Genomic DNA, 14,257 nt, shown 5'->3' with positions numbered 1-14,257 from the left:
CGACAGTCAGTAGGTGCCCGGCGGATCGCTGGCGGGAAAGGATTCGTCCGACCGTTCGTCCTGCTGGTCCCAGGTCTGCGGCGGGTTGCGCATCTGGCTGGTGCCCGCATCGCGCACATCCGGCGTGGCATCGCGGCGCTCTGCCCTGCGGCTAAGCGCCCATCCCCCCGCGAAGGCGGCGGCGACAAGGAAAAGTCTCGGCAGCATGTCTTGTCCTTTCAGGAGTGACCGGGACAGACGGGCCGTAGCCTCAGCCCTCGCGCAGGGCGGGGTCGTCGCGTCCGGTCTGGTTTCGGTAAAACTTGGCCATCCAGTGATCGGCGAAGATGTCAAAGAAGGCGTCCCAGTCGAGCGGTTCCGGCTCTGGTTTCGGCAGGTTGACCGCGCAGGGCAGCGGGCCGCCCGCGCGGCTGTCCAGTACCTTCGCGCGGGCGTCGGCCCAGCTGCGGATCGCGTCGGGATCGATGGGGCGCGCCGCCTCGCACATCTGTGTCTCCTGTCGTGGATGGGGGAAGGTGTTGGAAAGACAACCAGCCTCCGCGCCATAAGTTCCCGGCGGCAGGGCGCCGCCTGGAGAAAGGCGCCTAGGGCAGCGCATAGGCGATCAGATAATCGCCGATGGGCGTTTCCATGAAGTGATGCCCGGTGGCCGCGATCATCACATACTGCTTGCCATCCACCTCATAGGCGATGGGGTTGGCCTGCCCGCCCGCGGGCAGCACGTCGCTCCAGACGGTTTCGCCGGTCTCGATGTCGATGGCGCGGAACAGGTTGTCCGTGGCCGCCGCGATGAAGATCAGACCGCCCGCCGTGACCACCGACCCGCCATTGTTCGGCGTGCCGATCTTGAAGGGCAGCATCGACGGGATTCCGAACGGCCCGTTGCGCCGCGCGGTACCGATGGGCGTGTCCCACAGCGTTTCGCCGGTGGCCATGTCGATGGCCCGGATCCCGCCATAGGGCGGCTCCACGCAGGGCATGTCGGTCAGCTCGCTGCGCCAGCCTGCGTTCACCTCGATGGCATAGGGGGAGCCGACCTGCGGATCGCCCGCCCCTTCGGCATTGTCGCCGCTGCCTTCGCTTTGCTCTTCGGCATAGATGGGCTGCAGCCCGCGCTCGTCCGCTTCTTCGCGCGGAATCAGGCGGTTGTAGTTCGGCACGTCGTTGTAATTGGCGATCAGCACGCCGCGTTCGGGATCAAGCGCCACCGATCCCCAGTCCGATCCGCCGTTATAGCCGGGATACTGGATCCACGGACGTTCGCTGGAGGGCGGGGTATAGAAGCCCTCGTAATTGGCGCGGCGGAACTGGATCCGGCACCAGAGCTGGTCCAGCGGGGTGAAGCCCCACGCGTCCTTTTCCTCCAAGGGCGGCTGCAGCAGCGTGTGCCATTCCGAGGTGGGCTGCGTGTCGGAGATGTAATCCGGCTCCACCTCGCCTTTCGGCAGTCCGCTCAGCTCGCCCACCGGGGTCAGCGGCTCGCCGGTCTCGCGGTCAAGGATGTAGATGTCGCCCTGTTTCGACGGCAGCAGGATGGCGGGGGTGCCGTCGTAGTCCAGAAGCGTGGGCTGGCTGCCCAGATCGTAATCCCACACGTCATTGCGCACCGTCTGGAAATGCCAGACCGCCTCGCCGGTGGTGGCATCCAGCGCCACCAGCGCCGTGGCATAGTCGTTTTCCGCCTCGGACCGGTTGGAGCCGTAATAATCGACCGAGGAATTGCCCATCGGCAGATAGACGTACCCCAGATCCTCGTCGGTCGCGGCGGTGGTCCACATGTTGGGCGTGCCGCGCGTATAGACCTCGCCTTCGGGCGGGCCGTCGCGCATCTCTTCGGGGGCGGCCAGATCCCAGGCCCAGGCCAGCTCGCCGGTCACGGCGTCATAGCCCCGGATCACGCCGGACGGCGCATCCTCGGCCTGACCGTCCTTGACCTGCGCGCCGGTGACGATGATGCCGCGCACGATGGCGGGCGGGGCGGTGACGGCATACCAGCCGGGCACCCGTTCGCCGAGATCCTGCCACAGATCGACGGTGCCGTTTTCGCCGAATTCCACGCAGGGATCGCCGGTTGCCGCATCCACCGCCACCAGCTTGGCGTCGAGCGTGCCCTGAACCACCTTGGTGGCGCAGGCATCACCTTCCGCCGCCTCGGGATCGGTCCAGATCGCCACCCCGCGGCAGGTGGCACCATACGGGATGGCCTCGTTCGGCACGCCGGGATCAAAGCGCCAGTTTTCCTCGCCGCTCGCCGCATCGACAGAGATCAGCACGTTCATCGCCGAACACATCAGCAGATCATTGCCCACCTTCAGCGGCGTGGTTTCCGGGGAATATTTCCCCATCGCCGTGCCCTCCGGCATGTCGCCGGTGCGGTAGACAAAGGCCCGTTCCAGATCGCCGACATTGTCGCGGGTGATCTGGTCCAGCGGCGAATAGCGGGTGGCATCGGCGCCACCCCCCCAGAACGGCCAGTCTTCCGAGGCCTGACGCGGCAGGTCGGCGGCAGCGCGGGCACGCGATGTGCCCTGCGGCGGCTCGACCGGCTCCAGAAAGCTATCGGGCAGCGGCTGCGCCTGCGTCTGCGCTTCGGACGCATCCGGCGACAGCTGGGCGGGCGGCTCCTCGGCGGGCTGGGCCTGCGTTTCCTGTGTTGCGGGCGGGGCTGTCGGGGCGCGCTCTGCCGGGGTCTCTTCCGCTGCCGGAGGCGCGGGGTCCGGCGCGTCTTCTGCGGGGGGCTCCTGCACCAGATCGGCGGGCGCCTGATCCTGCGGGCTCTGCTCCGGCGACTCGGCAGTGCCGGTCTCCGGGGTCGGGGCCTCTTGCCCTGACACCGGCGCTGCGGTCATCCCCAGCACCACAAGCCCCGTCGACAGCCAGAGCATGGCGGGACGCGGGGCGGGGTTGCGCAATATCATCTGATCTTTCCTTTCATGCGGGTCGGACCGGGCGGAACGCGCGCCGCCCCGGATCGGGGATGCGGGACCGGTCCGGACGTCCGGCGCATGCCGGATCCGTCCTGCCGGTCCCGCGCCGCCGCCGTGCTGAGGGGTGTCATCGGCGAAACACGACGGCGGGTCGCGTGGCGGCCTGCCCGGAGAGCGGAGCAGACCGCTGCTGCCCCCGAATGCTGCGGCTGAGGTCGACCGCAGCCTTCGGGGAAGTCGGGGCGCACCGGGGGCTTGCCGCGCGGTGCGCGGGCGGCGTCAGGCCGCCTTGTTGAGCCGGGCTTCCGCCAGATCGCTCAGCTTTTCATCCGCCGCGTGTTCCTCGCTCAGCGTCTGCTTCAGCAGCGTGGCGCAGTCGCCGCGGCCCAGTTCCTGCGACCATGCGATCAGGGTGCCGTAGCGGGTGATCTCGTAATGCTCCACCGCCTGCGCCGCAGCGGCCAGCGCCGCGTCAAGCACGTTCTGATCCGCGATCTCGCCCGAGACTTCCTCGGTTTCCTTGATGATGCCGTCGATGGCGGGGCAGGTGGTGCCCTTCACCTTTTCGCCGATCATGTCAAAGACCTGTTCCAGCCGTTCGACATGACCACGGGTTTCCTGCAGATGCGACTGGAAGGCGTCCCGCAGCGAGCCTTCGGACGCCTTGTCGATCATCTTGGGCAGGGTTTTTTCGATCTGGATCTCGGCATAGTAGATGTCCTGCAGCATATGCAGGTAAAGATCTTCCATCGTCTTGATGTCTTTGGAAAACAGAGCCATGAACCTGATCCCTTTCCTTGGGGGCGGGCCGTCGACCGGTGTCCGCTTCATGGCCTCTGCAACAGGGGGCGCGGCAGTTTGTTCCGGGAAAATCGCGCCAGTCCGGACAACCGGGGAAGACAGGCTCCCCCGGTCAAGGTTCAGAGGCTGCGGATCATGCCGCCATCGACGCGGATCATGGATCCGGTGATGTAGCCCGCCTGCATCGAACACAGGAAGGCAACCGCCGCCGCGAACTCCTCGGGGCGGCCATACCGCCCGGCGGGGATGGTCGCGCGCGAGGCGGCCTGCACCTCCTCCATCGACTGGCCGGATTTCTCGGCCTTGATGCCGTCAAGCTCGGCCAGACGGTCGGTGGCGATGCGCCCGGGCAGCACCATGTTGACGGTGATGCCCCGTGCTGCGACCTCTGCCGCCAGCGTCTTGGACCAGCCCGCCATGGCGCCGCGCACGCCGTTGGACAGCGCCAGCGCCGGGATCGGCACCTCGATCCCCGAGGATCCGATGGTCACGATGCGGCCCCAGCCCGCCGCTTCCATGCCCGGCAGGGCGGCATCGGTCAGCCGGAACACCGGGGTGGCCATGGCGTCGAAGGCCGCACGCCATGCCTGCGGCGACTGCCCGCGCGCAGGCCCCGCCTTGGGGCCGCCGCAGTTGTTGATCAGGATGTCCACCGGCGCGTCCGCCAGCCGCGCAGCCATGTCCGACACCGCCGCCTCATCGGCCAGATCCAGCGCCACGCCGGTGATGCCCGCGCCAGAGGCGCTGCCCGAGCGCGAGGCGGCCAGCACCTCCACCCCTTCGGCGGCCAGAAGTGCGGCACAGGCCGCGCCCAGCCCCCGGCTGCCGCCCAGCACCAGCGCGCGTTTGCCGCTCAGTCCGTAATCCATCAGTCCAGCTCCTTCAATCTTGTGTCCAGCCGCGCCAGCAGGCGCTCCACCTCCGCCACGGTTTCCGGCGCGGGCAGGGCGCCGGGATGGCGCAGCGCCGCCGAGGCGATGGCGCCGCGCTTGGCCAGCACGTATTTGCGCACGGCCAGCCCCGCCCCCGGCTGCTGCTCATAGCGCACCAGCGGCAGATAAGCGTCAAAGATGTCCTGCGCGCGGTCCATGTCGCCCGCGGCGCACAGATCCACAACCTGCCGCAGCATTTCCGGAAAAGCAAAGCCGGTCATCGCGCCATCGGCGCCCCGGCGCATCTCTTCGGGCAGGAAGATGCCGCCATTGCCGCAGAGGATCGAGATGCGGCGCTGTCCCGCCGCCTCGGCCCGGCGCAGGGCGGTGATCTTGGGCAGGCCCGGCCAGTCCTCGTGCTTCAGCATCACCACCTGCGGCAGATCGGCGACGATGCGGTTCAGCACGGACACATCCATGCTGACCCCGGTGGCCAGCGGGAAATCCTGCACCACCACCGGCACGCCGTCGCCTGCCGCGGCACAGGCCTGGGCATAATAGCCGGTGATCTGGGCATCGGTGCGCAGCCCGCCGGGCGGGGCGATCATCACCCCGGCAGCACCCATGTCCATGACCGCCGCCGACAGTTCGGTGATGGCGGCAAGCCCGGGCGCTGACACGCCCACCACCACGGGCAGATCGCCGGCCCGCGCGATCACCCGCTCCGCCACGGCGCGGGATTCGGCCTGCGTCAGCTTCGGAGCCTCGCCCATCATGCCAAGGATGGTGAGGCCGGTCGCGCCCTTTTCGATGTAGAAATCGGTCACCCGGTCGAGGCTCTCAACATCGATCGAACCATCGGGGTGGAAGGGCGTCACCGAAATCACGAACACGCCACGCGCGTCTTCCGTCAGCAGGGCCATGGGTCTCTCCTTTGCGGATGGGGGGTCATTTGGCGAAAAGCCCGTCGAAATCGGCAAAACCCTTGATCTCGATGGGATTGCCCGAAGGGTCGAAGAAGAACATCGTGCGCTGCTCGCCGGGCTCGCCCTCGAAGCGGATCACCGGCGGGATGTCGAAGGCCACGCCTTTTTCCTCCAGCCGGGCGGCCAGTGCCATCCAGTCCGCCAGCGGCAGCACCGCGCCCATATGCGGCATCATCACCATGTGATCGCCGACCCGCCCGCTGCGCGTGGTGGCAAAGGGCGTGCCCAGATGAAACGACAGCTGATGCCCGAAAAAGTCGAAATCGACCCATGTGTCGGTGGACCGGCCCTCGGTGCAGCCCAGCACCTCGCCGTAAAAGGCGCGGGTCTCGTCCAGATCGGTGACGTGCAGCGCAAGATGGAACAGGGAAGTCATCGGGAATCCTTCATGAGGGCCGCAGATCGCGGCGGTTCTGCCTTTTCCTTACGCACTGCCTTTCGGCGGTAAAGAGCGGCCCCTCCGCCCTCGGCCCGCCGCAGAGCCATGACGGAGGTCAGAAAAAGCGGGGCTTCAGACCCCGTTTCCGTTAAACAAATCAACAGCATGGGTGAAAAGCACCGCAGAGCTGCGGCACCGCACCGGAGGTCGTCCTATAATCTGTGCTTATATTGATAATTTTATAATAATCCTGTTCTATACTGGAAAAGTGGCGCCGCTGGTGGCTTCTGAAAAGCAGGACACGCTTCAGAACGTGATCCGACAGACGCAACCAACAGGATCCTCCCATGCTGAAATCCCTCCTCCTCGCCTCCGCCGCCAGCCTCGCGCTGACCGGTGCCGCCGCCGCCGAACTCGCGCAGATCAAGCCCGAAGGCTATCGCACCGCGCTTGACGGCACCTTCGCCCCCCATGCCATGCCCACCATGTCCGGCGGTGTCGAAGGCTTCAACGTCGATCTGGCCGCCGCCATTGGCGAAAAGCTCGGCGTGCCCATGGAAGTGACCGCCGCGCAGTTTTCCGGCCTGATCCCGGCGCTGCAGGCGGGCACCTATGACTTTCTCGTCGCCCCCACCACGGTGACCGAAGAGCGCGCGCAGAACCTGCTCTTCACCGAAGGCTTCATGGACACCAACTTCCGCTTCACCGTGCCCAAGGGATCCGAGGCCGAAGGCTTCGACAGCCTCGAGGATTTCAAGGGCCTGACCATCGCCGTCAACAAGGGCTCGGTCTATGAAAGCTTCCTGACCGAACGCGCCGCCGAGATGGGCTGGACCGTGGTCGCCTTCGGCACCAACACCGATGCCATTCAGGCCATGACCTCGGGCCGGGCGGATGCCAACATGGCGGGCGCGACCGTGTCGGCATGGGCCGTGCAGAAGAACCCGCAGATCGCGCTCTCCTACGAATACGCCACCGGTCTGGTCTGGGGCCTGCCCTTCCGCAAGGATGACGTGGCCACGCGCGACCTGATCGACAGCGTGCTGGAATGCCTCAAGACCGATGGCACCATGGCAGCGCTGTCGGAAAAATGGTTCGGCCTGACCCCTGCGGCGGGTGAAACCATCGTGACGCCGACGCCGGGCTACGGCACGCCGGGGGTCAGCGGCTATGACGACACCGCCCACGAGGTCACCTGCACCTTCTGATCTTTCCTCCCGGGGCGGGGGCCGCGCGCCCCCGTCCCCAAAGCCACCCACCAGAAGCGCAGGACAGGCGACAGGCATGACCACTCCCCGCATGATGCTGGAAATCACCGCCCTCGGAAAAAGTTTCGGCCAGACCGAGGTGCTGAAGAACATCGACCTGAAGGTGCGCGAGGGCGAGCTTGTCTTCGTCATCGGCCCTTCGGGCTCGGGCAAATCCACCATGCTGCGCTGCTGCAACCGGCTGGAAGAGCCCACCAGCGGCGCCATCATGATCGAAGGCGCGCGCATCACCGACATTCCGCGCCGCGATCTGGACCGGATGCGGCTGAAGGTCGGCATGGTGTTTCAGGGCTTCCATCTTTACCCGCACATGTCGGTGCTGAAAAACGTGATGCTGGCACAGGTGCGCGCGCTGAAACGGCCCAAGCCCGAGGCGGAGGCGCGCGCGCTCGACATGCTCGATCAGGTCGGGCTGCGCCACAAGGCCGAAGCGATGCCCGCCGAACTGTCGGGGGGCCAGCAGCAGCGCGTGGCCATCGCCCGGGCGCTGGCGCTCGACCCCCGGGTAATGCTCTTTGACGAGCCGACCTCGGCGCTTGATCCGGAACTGGTGGGCTCGGTGCTCAAGGTGATGAAGGATCTGCGCCGCAAGGGCATGACCATGCTGGTGGTCAGCCACGAGATGGACTTCGCCCGCGAGGCCGCCGACCGCGTCGTGTTCATGGATGGCGGCGTGGTGGTCGAGGAAGGCCCGCCCGAACAGATTTTCGGCGCGCCGAAATCCGAACGGCTGCGCGCCTTCCTCTCCCGCGTCTCTCACCCGGCAGAGGCGGAATGATGCGGTTTCTTGACACCTTCTTCAACGGGCAGGTCATCGCCAATTACCTGCCCGACCTGATCGCGGCGATGGGGGTCACGCTGGGCCTTGCCGTGGCCACCATCGTCACCGGCATCCTCTGCGGTGCGGCGCTGGCCTGCCTGCGGGTGGCGGGGATCCGTCCCGTCAACTTCCTCATCATCGTCTTTGCCGATGTGATGCGGGCGCTGCCGCCGCTGGTGCTGATCCTGATCCTGTTCTTCGGCATGCCCTCGCTGGGGCTGAACCTGTCGGGCTGGATGGTGCTCTATCTCGTGCTGTCCGCCGTGCTGACCGCCTTTGCCGAGGAGATTTTCTGGGGCGGCCTGACCGCCATCCCCGCCGGCCAGTGGGAGGCGGGGCGCGCCACGGGCCTGTCCAAGGCGCAGACGCTGGTCTTCATCACCTTTCCGCAGGCCGCGCGCCGGGGCATCCCGCCGCTGGTCAACCGGGTGCTGGCCACCACGAAGCTCACCGCCCTGGGCTCGGTGATCGGGGTCAAGGAGATCCTGTCGGTCTCTTCCTCGGCGCAAAGCTTTTCCGGATCCGCCACGCCGCTGACCATGGCCGCCATCGCCTATCTGGTCCTTTTCATCCCCGCCGTCATCGCCTCGCACCGGATCGAGCGGCGCTATCACTACGCGACCTGAGAGGCGGCATGGACACTTTCATCTACACCTTCTTCAACCTCGACATCATGGCGCAGGCGCTGCCCCTGCTGCTCAAGGGGGCGGTGACCACGCTGCAGCTCTGCGCGGTAGTGATCGTGGCCGGGCTGGCGGGGGGGCTGGCGCTGGCGCTGGCCGCCCTGTCGCGCAACGCGGCTCTGCACTGGAGCGCGGTGGTCTTCATCGACCTCTTCCGCGCGCTGCCGCCGCTGGTGCTGCTGGTCTTCGTCTATTCCGGCCTGCCCTTCGCGGGGCTCCGGCTCACGCCCTTCATGGCGGTGGTGATCGCGTTTTTCCTCAACAACTCCGCCTATTTCGCCGAAGTGTTCCGCGCGGGCATCAATGCCGTGCCCAAGGGCCAGACCGAGGCCGCGCGCGCCACCGGCCTGTCGCCCGCGCAGACCATGGGCTTTGTCGTGCTGCCGCAGGCGGTGCGCAACGTGCTGCCCGACCTTCTGTCCAACACGGTGGAGGTGGTGAAGCTGACCTCGCTCGCCTCGGTCGTGTCGCTGTCGGAGCTGCTTTATTCCGCCAACATGGCGCGGTCTGTGACCTATAACGCCTCGCCGCTGGTGCTTGCGGCGGGCATGTACCTGATTGTGCTCTGGCCGCTGGTCCGCGTGATCTCGCGCTACCAGCGCGGCCTTGCCGTGACCTGACCCGAAAGGACCTACCATGAGAAAAATGATGATCGCAGCCGCGCAGATCGGCGGCATCCAGAAAGCGGAAAGCCGCGAGGCGGTGGTGGCGCGGATGATCGCGCTGATGGACGCGGCCCATGCGCAGGGGGTCAAGTTTCTGGCCTATCCCGAGATGACGCTGACCACCTTCTTTCCGCGCTTCTATGTGGAGGACCGCGCCGAATTCGACCACTGGTTCGAGACGGAGATGCCCAATGCCGCCACGCAGCCGCTGTTCGACCGGGCGCGGGACTATGGCATGGGCTTCACCTTCGGCTATTGCGAACTGACCCCCGAGGGGCAGCATTTCAACACCTCGGTCATCGTCTCGCCCGAAGGCGAGATCGTGCTGACCTACCGCAAGACCCATCTGCCCGGCCATGCCGAGTATGAACCCGAACGCACCCACCAGCATCTGGAAAAGCGCTATTTCCTGCCCGGCGATACCGGTTTCAACGTCGCGCGCAGTCAGGACGTGCTGATGGGCATGGCGATCTGCAACGACCGGCGCTGGCCGGAAAGCTGGCGGGTCATGGGGCTGCAGGGGGTGGAACTGGTCTCCATCGGCTATAACACGCCGTCGCAGAACAACCTGTCCAAGACCGAAGGGCTGGAAAAGCGGCTTTATCATCATGAACTGTCGGTCTGCGCCGGGGCCTACCAGAACTCCACCTATGCCATCGCCGTGGCCAAATGCGGGATGGAAGACGGCAATCACATGATCGGCGGCTCGATCATCGTGGATCCGGACGGGTTCGTGCTGGCCCGCGCCACCGGCGAAGGTGACGAGCTGATCGTGGCCGAGGCGGATTTCGACAAATGCGCCTTTGGCAAATCGACCGTGTTCAACTTTGCAGCGCACCGCCGGATCGAGCATTATGGCCTGATCGCCAGCCAGACCGGGGTCAAGGAGCCGCAGCAATGACATTCGACACAGTCATCCATGGCGGCACCGTCGTCACCGCGGAGGGGCAGTTTCAGGGGGATGTCGGCATCGCAGAGGGCCGCATCGCCGCCGTGGCCGAGCGGATCGAGGGCGGCGCGCGCCGCATCGACGCGGGCGGGCGGCTGGTGCTGCCCGGCGGGATCGAGGCCCATGCCCATATCGCACAGGAAAGCTCGGCGGGCGTGATGTCGGCGGATGACTACCTGTCGGGGTCCATTTCGGCGGCCTTTGGCGGCAATTCCAGCTTCATCCCCTTTGCCGCGCAGCATCGCGGCCAGTCGGTGGATGAGGTCATCGCCACCTATGACGCGCGCGGCGCGCGGTCGGTCATCGATTACAGCTATCACCTCATCATCTCCGACCCGACGCCGGAGGTGCTGCAGGACCAGCTGCCGCGCGCCTTTGCCCGGGGCATCACCAGCTTCAAGGTCTTCATGACCTATGATCTGATGAACCTCGGTGATGCCGGCATGCTCGACATCCTGACCGTGGCGCGGACCCATGGCGCCATCACCATGGTCCATGCCGAAAACAACGACATGGTCAAATGGATGAACCGGCAGCTGGCGGCGCGCGGGCTGACCGCGCCGAAGTATCACGCCATTTCCCGCCCCGAACTGGCCGAGGAAGAGGCGATCCACCGCGCCATCCAGCTGGCCAAGCTGGTGGATGCGCCGCTGTTCATCGTGCATGTGTCCACCGCCCGCGGCGCCGAGATCGTGCGGCAGGAAAAGTTCAACGGTGCCCGGCTTTTTGCCGAAACCTGCCCGCAATATCTGGCGCTCACCCGTGACGATCTGGACCGCCCCGGCATGGAGGGCGCGAAGTTCATCTGCTCCCCGCCGCTGCGCGGGGCCGACACGCAGGCGGCACTCTGGCATCATATCGCGCAGGGCACGTTTGAAAGCGTGTCTTCGGATCACGCGCCCTATCGCTTTGACGAGACGGGCAAGTTCCTGAACGGTGCCGATGCGCCTTACCCCAAGATCGCCAATGGCATGCCCGGCATCGCCGCACGCCTGCCGTGGCTGTTTTCCGAAGGCGTGGTCAAGGGCCGCATCACGGCAGAGCAGTTCGTGGCGCTGTCCTCGACCAATGCCGCGCGCACCTTCGGCTGCACAACCAAGGGCCGGATCGCCCCCGGCATGGATGCCGACATCGCGATCTGGAACCCCGAGACGCGGCGCGTCGTGACGCAGGCCGACATGCATGACAACATGGATTACACGCCGTTCGAGGGGATGGAGCTGCAGGGCGTGCCCGAGATCGTGATGACCCGCGGCGAGGTGATCGTGGAGCATGGCAGCCTGAAGGCGCGCGAAGGGCAGGGGCGGTTCTTTGGCCGGGCCCCCGTGGATCCGCGTGGCAGGCAGGGCTATCTTGCGCCGGAATTCGACCCCGCACAGAATTTCGGAACGGTGCTGCGATGAAGATCCTTGTCATCAACCCCAATTCCGCCCGCGCGGTCACCGACGGCATCGCGACGGCCCTGGCGCCCTTGGGCGATCATTTCCGCGTCTGCGATCTGGCTGACCAGCCCGCCACCATCGCCACCGAAGAAGACGTGGCGCGGGCCGGGCTGGGGGTCGCCGATCTGGTGCGGCAGCAGGAGGCGCTGGCCTATGTCACCGCCTGTTTTTCTGACCCCGGGCTTGATCTGGCGCGCAGCCTGACCCGCCGCCCGGTGATCGGCATTCAGGAGGCGGGCATCCTGACCGCGCTCGCGCGCGCCGACCGCTTCGGCATCGTGGCGCTGGGGCCAAAATCCGTGCCCCGCCACCTGCGCAAGATCCGCCAGATGGGGGTAGAGGCGCGGCTGGCGGGCGAACTGCCGCTCTCGGGCGTCTCTGCCGAAGCCTCGGGCCGCGATCCGGCGGTCTATGCCGAAGTGCTGGAGGCGGCGGCGCGCCTGCGCGACATGGGGGCGGGCGCCATCGTGCTGGGCTGCGCGGGCATGGCGCCGATCCGCGCGCGGCTGGAGGCCGAGATCGGCGTCGCCATCATCGATCCGGTGATGGCGGGGGCGGCCATGGCGCTGGGTGCCGTGTCGTGAGAACACGTCCGGCGGATCTGCCGGATGTGTCGCTGCGGCTGCTCGAGATCTTTGCCGCCATGATGCGCTGCACCACCACGGTGGAGACGGCGGAGTTTCTGGGCATCTCGCAGCCCGCCGTCTCGGCGGGTCTGCGCCAGCTGGAGCATCAGCTGGGCTTTGCGCTGTTCGAACGCACGGGCCGCCGCCTGACCCCCACCGGGGAGGCGAATGACCTCTTCGAGGAAATCCGCCCGCTTTTCGGCATCCTGCGCGCCTTCACCACCCGCGCGCGGGACATCCGGTCGGGGCAGGTGGGGAGGCTGCGGGTGATGTCGACCCCGCCCTTGGGCTATTCGCTGGCGCCGCGCGCGCTGCGCGCCTTTCACGCCGCCCGCCCCGAGGTGACCATCAGCTATGACGTGCGGCGGCTGGAAAACGTGCTGGACGCGGTGCAGACCGGGCAGGCCGATATCGGCATGGTGCTGAATGCCGAACGGCTGGAAACGGTGAATTCCGAACTGATCCAGCGCAGCCAGATGATCGTGCTGCTGCCCGGGGATGACCCGCTGGCGCGGCAGCCCTTCGTCACCGCCGCAGCCCTGTCGGGGCGGCAGATCGTCGGCATCGATCAGGCCTCGCAGCTGGGGCGGCTGGTGGCCAAGGGCTTTGCGCAGGGCGGCGGCACCTACCATCCCGGCATCGAGGTGCGCTACTGCCAGACCGCCGCCGCACTGGTGGCCGAAGGCATGGGCGTCACCGTGGTCGATCCCTATTCCGCCGAACCCTATCTGAGCCGGGGTCTGGTCTCGCGCCCCTTCGCCCCCGCCTGCGAGGTGCGCGCCTCGATGATCACCCGCAAGGGCGTGCCGCATTCCGGCCTGCTGCTGAGCTTCATGGAGGAACTGCGCCGCCAGCTGGCGCAGGGCGCGGGCACAGCGCCGCTGCCCGGCTGATCCTGTCCCGGCCAAAAGCTGCGCCGCGCGGGAACATCCGCGCCCCTGTCCTGTTCCGAGGATCACCGATCCCGCTGCGAAGGAGGACAGAATGACCGATCTGCGATCAAGACGAAGCACCGAGGGCTGGCAGACCGGCTCCCGGGCCGAAGGGGGCGGCTATGTCGCGACGGTGCTTCTGGCCATCGTGCTGGCGCTGTTTGGCGTGGCCATCCTTGGCGGCGGAATCTGGCTGATCACGCTGGGCGGCAGCTGGTATTACGCCGTGGCCGGGCTGGGGCTCTGCCTAACGGCATGGTTCCTGCTCAATGCCTCGATGATGGCGCTGTGGGTCTATCTTGCCACCTATGCCTTCACCGTGGTCTGGGCGCTGTGGGAAAAAGGGCTGGAGCCTTGGGCGCAGGTGCCCCGGCTGGTGGCGCCCACGGTCATTCTGGTGCTGGTGCTGCTGACCCTGCCGGTGCTGCGCGCGCGCCCGCAGTCGACCCGTCGCGCGGATATTGCGGGCTGACCGGCGGAGCCTTTTCGCCCGCCCGCGCGTTTCCTGCCCAGAAAGGACAGCCCAATGGCCCAATCCGACAATGAGCCCGCCCGCCCGGCGGGCGGCGAGGCCGCGCGCCTGCGCGACCGCATCGACCGCGGGGAAACCGGCGACAAGGTCGATTTCAGCGACCCCTCCGCCGCGCCGCTTGGCACCGATGACGAGGCGGGCACCAACAGCGTCGATCCGGCGCAGCTGCGCCACGCCAAAGCCGCCGAAACCGCGCATGGCCCGACCAAGGGTGCCGCCAAGCATGTGGCCGAGACCGACAAGGCCGGTCCCGCCGATCTGCAGCGCTCGCGCCATCCGGCGTGGATGCCGTGGGCTGCGGTCGCGGTGATCGTGGTCGCCGTGGCGCTTTACCTGATGGGCGGATCCTGACCTCAACCCGAAAGGACAGACAGA

The 14,257-nt window shown here is 67.0% G+C and carries 17 protein-coding genes; 10 read left to right on the top strand and 7 right to left on the bottom strand.

Going from position 1 to position 14,257, the window contains the following annotated elements; translation table 11 throughout:
• Positions 1–6: 6 nt before the first annotated feature.
• From VK682_RS04010 to VK682_RS03980, 7 genes are all read right to left on the bottom strand, one after another.
• Positions 7–207 carry a hypothetical protein gene (locus tag VK682_RS04010; RefSeq protein ID WP_089845078.1) on the bottom strand — a complete coding sequence of 67 codons (201 nt, stop codon included), beginning with the start codon at positions 205–207 and terminating at the stop codon, positions 7–9.
• A 43-nt stretch (positions 208–250) separates the two neighbouring features.
• Entirely contained in the window at positions 251–487 is a 237-nt protein-coding gene (locus VK682_RS04005; protein ID WP_230796106.1) for a hypothetical protein, read from the bottom strand.
• 97 nt (positions 488–584) lie between these two features.
• The gene (locus VK682_RS04000; RefSeq protein WP_230796107.1) at positions 585–2,918 is read right to left on the bottom strand and encodes a pyrroloquinoline quinone-dependent dehydrogenase; all 2,334 of its coding nucleotides are present in this window, start codon (positions 2,916–2,918) and stop codon (positions 585–587) included.
• A gap of 288 nt (positions 2,919–3,206) precedes the next feature.
• Positions 3,207–3,707: a YciE/YciF ferroxidase family protein gene (locus VK682_RS03995; RefSeq protein WP_230796108.1), complete on the bottom strand. Its 501-nt coding sequence runs from the start codon at positions 3,705–3,707 to the stop codon at positions 3,207–3,209.
• A gap of 140 nt (positions 3,708–3,847) precedes the next feature.
• Entirely contained in the window at positions 3,848–4,597 is a 750-nt protein-coding gene (locus VK682_RS03990; protein ID WP_230796109.1) for an SDR family oxidoreductase, read from the bottom strand.
• Positions 4,597–5,523: a dihydrodipicolinate synthase family protein gene (locus tag VK682_RS03985; protein WP_230796111.1), complete on the bottom strand. Its 927-nt coding sequence runs from the start codon at positions 5,521–5,523 to the stop codon at positions 4,597–4,599. The genes VK682_RS03990 and VK682_RS03985 overlap by 1 nt, the downstream gene beginning before the upstream one ends.
• Positions 5,524–5,548: 25 nt before the next feature.
• Positions 5,549–5,962 (bottom strand): VOC family protein, encoded by a 414-nt coding sequence (locus VK682_RS03980; protein WP_089845068.1) that lies wholly within the window; start codon positions 5,960–5,962, stop codon positions 5,549–5,551.
• A gap of 350 nt (positions 5,963–6,312) precedes the next feature.
• On the opposite strand from VK682_RS03980, the gene VK682_RS03975 reads away from it, so the two are divergent.
• From VK682_RS03975 to VK682_RS03930, 10 genes are all read left to right on the top strand, one after another.
• Positions 6,313–7,173, top strand: coding sequence for a transporter substrate-binding domain-containing protein (locus VK682_RS03975; protein WP_230796113.1), 861 nt, complete (start codon positions 6,313–6,315; stop codon positions 7,171–7,173).
• A 94-nt stretch (positions 7,174–7,267) separates the two neighbouring features.
• Complete coding sequence (locus tag VK682_RS03970) at positions 7,268–8,011, top strand: amino acid ABC transporter ATP-binding protein (protein WP_230796388.1); 744 nt, start codon at positions 7,268–7,270, stop codon at positions 8,009–8,011.
• Positions 8,008–8,679, top strand: a complete 672-nt coding sequence (locus VK682_RS03965) for an amino acid ABC transporter permease (protein ID WP_324781479.1) — start codon at positions 8,008–8,010, stop codon at positions 8,677–8,679. Before VK682_RS03970 ends, VK682_RS03965 begins: the two co-directional genes overlap by 4 nt.
• Positions 8,680–8,687: 8 nt before the next feature.
• Complete coding sequence (locus VK682_RS03960) at positions 8,688–9,356, top strand: amino acid ABC transporter permease (protein WP_230796117.1); 669 nt, start codon at positions 8,688–8,690, stop codon at positions 9,354–9,356.
• Positions 9,357–9,372: 16 nt separating this feature from the next.
• Positions 9,373–10,302, top strand: coding sequence for an N-carbamoyl-D-amino-acid hydrolase (locus VK682_RS03955; RefSeq protein WP_230796119.1), 930 nt, complete (start codon positions 9,373–9,375; stop codon positions 10,300–10,302).
• Positions 10,299–11,753 (top strand): dihydropyrimidinase, encoded by a 1,455-nt coding sequence (hydA, locus tag VK682_RS03950; protein ID WP_230796121.1) that lies wholly within the window; start codon positions 10,299–10,301, stop codon positions 11,751–11,753. Before VK682_RS03955 ends, hydA begins: the two co-directional genes overlap by 4 nt.
• Entirely contained in the window at positions 11,750–12,376 is a 627-nt protein-coding gene (locus VK682_RS03945) for an aspartate/glutamate racemase family protein (RefSeq protein ID WP_089845056.1), read from the top strand. Before hydA ends, VK682_RS03945 begins: the two co-directional genes overlap by 4 nt.
• Positions 12,373–13,311: a LysR family transcriptional regulator gene (locus VK682_RS03940; protein ID WP_230796122.1), complete on the top strand. Its 939-nt coding sequence runs from the start codon at positions 12,373–12,375 to the stop codon at positions 13,309–13,311. The genes VK682_RS03945 and VK682_RS03940 overlap by 4 nt, the downstream gene beginning before the upstream one ends.
• Before the next feature lie 91 nt (positions 13,312–13,402).
• Positions 13,403–13,822: a glucose dehydrogenase gene (locus tag VK682_RS03935; protein ID WP_230796123.1), complete on the top strand. Its 420-nt coding sequence runs from the start codon at positions 13,403–13,405 to the stop codon at positions 13,820–13,822.
• A 54-nt stretch (positions 13,823–13,876) separates the two neighbouring features.
• On the top strand, positions 13,877–14,233 hold the full coding sequence (locus VK682_RS03930) for a hypothetical protein (protein WP_089845054.1): 357 nt from the start codon (positions 13,877–13,879) through the stop codon (positions 14,231–14,233).
• Positions 14,234–14,257: the final 24 nt, after the last annotated feature.

This window comes from Salipiger marinus (assembly GCF_035481585.1).
Classification (GTDB): domain Bacteria; phylum Pseudomonadota; class Alphaproteobacteria; order Rhodobacterales; family Rhodobacteraceae; genus Salipiger; species Salipiger marinus.
Note: the sequence above shows the minus strand (reverse complement) of the source record. Positions and strands in the feature narration are given on the sequence as shown.

What these genes read in the sequence shown, in the direction of transcription:
- VK682_RS04010 (WP_089845078.1), bottom strand. Translation starts at nt 207, where the DNA reads ATGCTGCCGAGACTTTTCCTTGTCGCCGCCGCCTTCGCGGGGGGATGG.
- VK682_RS04005 (WP_230796106.1), bottom strand. Translation starts at nt 487, where the DNA reads ATGTGCGAGGCGGCGCGCCCCATCGATCCCGACGCGATCCGCAGCTGG.
- VK682_RS04000 (WP_230796107.1), bottom strand. Translation starts at nt 2,918, where the DNA reads ATGATATTGCGCAACCCCGCCCCGCGTCCCGCCATGCTCTGGCTGTCG.
- VK682_RS03995 (WP_230796108.1), bottom strand. Translation starts at nt 3,707, where the DNA reads ATGGCTCTGTTTTCCAAAGACATCAAGACGATGGAAGATCTTTACCTG.
- VK682_RS03990 (WP_230796109.1), bottom strand. Translation starts at nt 4,597, where the DNA reads ATGGATTACGGACTGAGCGGCAAACGCGCGCTGGTGCTGGGCGGCAGC.
- VK682_RS03985 (WP_230796111.1), bottom strand. Translation starts at nt 5,523, where the DNA reads ATGGCCCTGCTGACGGAAGACGCGCGTGGCGTGTTCGTGATTTCGGTG.
- VK682_RS03980 (WP_089845068.1), bottom strand. Translation starts at nt 5,962, where the DNA reads ATGACTTCCCTGTTCCATCTTGCGCTGCACGTCACCGATCTGGACGAG.
- VK682_RS03975 (WP_230796113.1), top strand. Translation starts at nt 6,313, where the DNA reads ATGCTGAAATCCCTCCTCCTCGCCTCCGCCGCCAGCCTCGCGCTGACC.
- VK682_RS03970 (WP_230796388.1), top strand. Translation starts at nt 7,268, where the DNA reads ATGCTGGAAATCACCGCCCTCGGAAAAAGTTTCGGCCAGACCGAGGTG.
- VK682_RS03965 (WP_324781479.1), top strand. Translation starts at nt 8,008, where the DNA reads ATGATGCGGTTTCTTGACACCTTCTTCAACGGGCAGGTCATCGCCAAT.
- VK682_RS03960 (WP_230796117.1), top strand. Translation starts at nt 8,688, where the DNA reads ATGGACACTTTCATCTACACCTTCTTCAACCTCGACATCATGGCGCAG.
- VK682_RS03955 (WP_230796119.1), top strand. Translation starts at nt 9,373, where the DNA reads ATGAGAAAAATGATGATCGCAGCCGCGCAGATCGGCGGCATCCAGAAA.
- hydA (WP_230796121.1), top strand. Translation starts at nt 10,299, where the DNA reads ATGACATTCGACACAGTCATCCATGGCGGCACCGTCGTCACCGCGGAG.
- VK682_RS03945 (WP_089845056.1), top strand. Translation starts at nt 11,750, where the DNA reads ATGAAGATCCTTGTCATCAACCCCAATTCCGCCCGCGCGGTCACCGAC.
- VK682_RS03935 (WP_230796123.1), top strand. Translation starts at nt 13,403, where the DNA reads ATGACCGATCTGCGATCAAGACGAAGCACCGAGGGCTGGCAGACCGGC.
- VK682_RS03930 (WP_089845054.1), top strand. Translation starts at nt 13,877, where the DNA reads ATGGCCCAATCCGACAATGAGCCCGCCCGCCCGGCGGGCGGCGAGGCC.